General features: G+C 66.4%; 3 protein-coding genes. 2 read left to right on the top strand and 1 reads right to left on the bottom strand.

Annotated features, from left to right (window positions below):
- Both DYI24_RS26485 and DYI24_RS26480 read left to right on the top strand, forming a co-directional pair.
- The coding region (locus tag DYI24_RS26485; RefSeq protein WP_164574439.1) for a diguanylate cyclase domain-containing protein at window positions 1-229 on the top strand (229 nt) is incomplete at its 5' end.
- Between the two features lie 114 nt (window positions 230-343).
- Entirely contained in the window at window positions 344-1198 is an 855-nt protein-coding gene (locus tag DYI24_RS26480; protein WP_164574433.1) for an NAD-dependent epimerase/dehydratase family protein, read from the top strand.
- On the opposite strand, the gene DYI24_RS28595 is transcribed toward DYI24_RS26480, so the two are convergent.
- Window positions 1199-1327: a hypothetical protein gene (locus DYI24_RS28595; protein WP_263989448.1), complete on the bottom strand. Its 129-nt coding sequence runs from the start codon at window positions 1325-1327 to the stop codon at window positions 1199-1201. It abuts the gene before it with no gap.
- Window positions 1328-1472 lie beyond the last annotated feature (145 nt).

Below are 1472 nucleotides of genomic sequence, written 5' to 3'. Positions count from 1 at the left end.
CGCTCTGGTGGTCGCCGCGCATGCGATCCCGGCGACGGGGTGCATCGGTGTCGCCACCGCGCTGCCGGGGATGAAAGATGTCTCCGACCTGATGAAGGCCGCCGATCAAGCACTCTACGACGCCAAACACGCCGGCCGCAACCGAGTCATCTGCCGCGCCTGCCACGACTCGGCGCCGACGCTGGTGCCAGCCCTCAGCCCGCGCTGCGAGGCGGCGACAATGAGGTGAGGTCCAGGCTTTATCGTACCCGCATGAGTACGGCTTTTCCTGCTATTCAACCTCCCTCAACAGCAGCGAATCAAACCTCGGCTTCGTTCTGCCGGGACGAGCCGTGGAGCCGCAATGAGTAAGCCGCAGGCCTTCGTCATAGGCGCCACCGGAATGGTTGGCGGCGCGATTGTTCGCCGGCTGATCGCCGAAGGGGCGCAGCCAATAGGGCTGTCGCGTCAGCCGCGGTCGGGCGACGGTGTGAGTTGGGTCGCGGGAGATCTCGAAGATCTCGGCCGTGTCCCGCTGCCGCCGCTCGATGTGGTGTTCGCGACTGCGCCGGTTGGGCGCGTTGCTGATGCGGTGCCGGTGCTGGCGGCGGCCGGGATGACCCGGCTTGTGGTGTTCACCTCGACCAGCATCGAAACCAAATGGGATACGCCCGATCCCGACGAACGCGCTTTCATTCGCGACTGGGGCGCCGGCGAAGCGCGCGTCATCGCGGCCTGCGCGGCCCACAATGTCGGCTGCACCGTCCTCCGGCCGACCCTGATCTATCTCGAAGGCCGCGACGGCAATGTGAGTCGCATCGCCGGACTGATCCGTCGCTTCCGGTTTTTTCCGCTGATGGCGGGCGGCGAGGGGCTGCGCCAGCCGGTGCATGCCGACGATCTGGCTGCAGCCGCGGTTGCTGCCGCGGCGCGGCCGCATGCGATCGGCAAGACCTACAATCTGCCGGGTGGCGAGACGCTGACCTATCGCGAGATGGTCGGCCGGATTTTCGATGGGCTCGGCCTGCCGCGCATCATCGTGCCGGTGCCGGATTGGGCATGGCGGATGATTCTGCCGGTGGCGGTCAAGGTACTGCCTGGGCTGTCGGCCACGATGGCGACACGGATGGCGAAGAACATGACGTTCGACGTCGGCCCGGCTGCGGGCGATCTCGGCTTTCAGCCGCGCCGGTTTCGGCCGCAGTTCAGGTCGAACTAACTACTGATTGGCCGCGATCGCGATCTGGGGTTGGCCGCGCCAGCTCAGGCCGCCGGCAGTCTGGGCCGTGGCCAGAAACGCCACGGTCGCGAGGACAGCCAGAAGGTATCTTCCGAAGTCGGACATCATCACGGCAGCTCCTGATCAGCTCCCGAACGCGATACTCCCGGTTTATGGTTAATGGCTTGCTAACGCGCCACCAACCGGCCCGGTCAGGCCGGCTTGCCGATCGTCACGTTGAGGGTGCCGATGCCGTCGACGCCGCAGGCGATGC

Origin of the sequence: Rhodopseudomonas sp. BR0C11, assembly GCF_010820945.1 — a bacterium.
Classification (GTDB): domain Bacteria; phylum Pseudomonadota; class Alphaproteobacteria; order Rhizobiales; family Xanthobacteraceae; genus Rhodopseudomonas; species Rhodopseudomonas palustris_H.
Note: the sequence above shows the minus strand (reverse complement) of the source record. Positions and strands in the feature narration are given on the sequence as shown.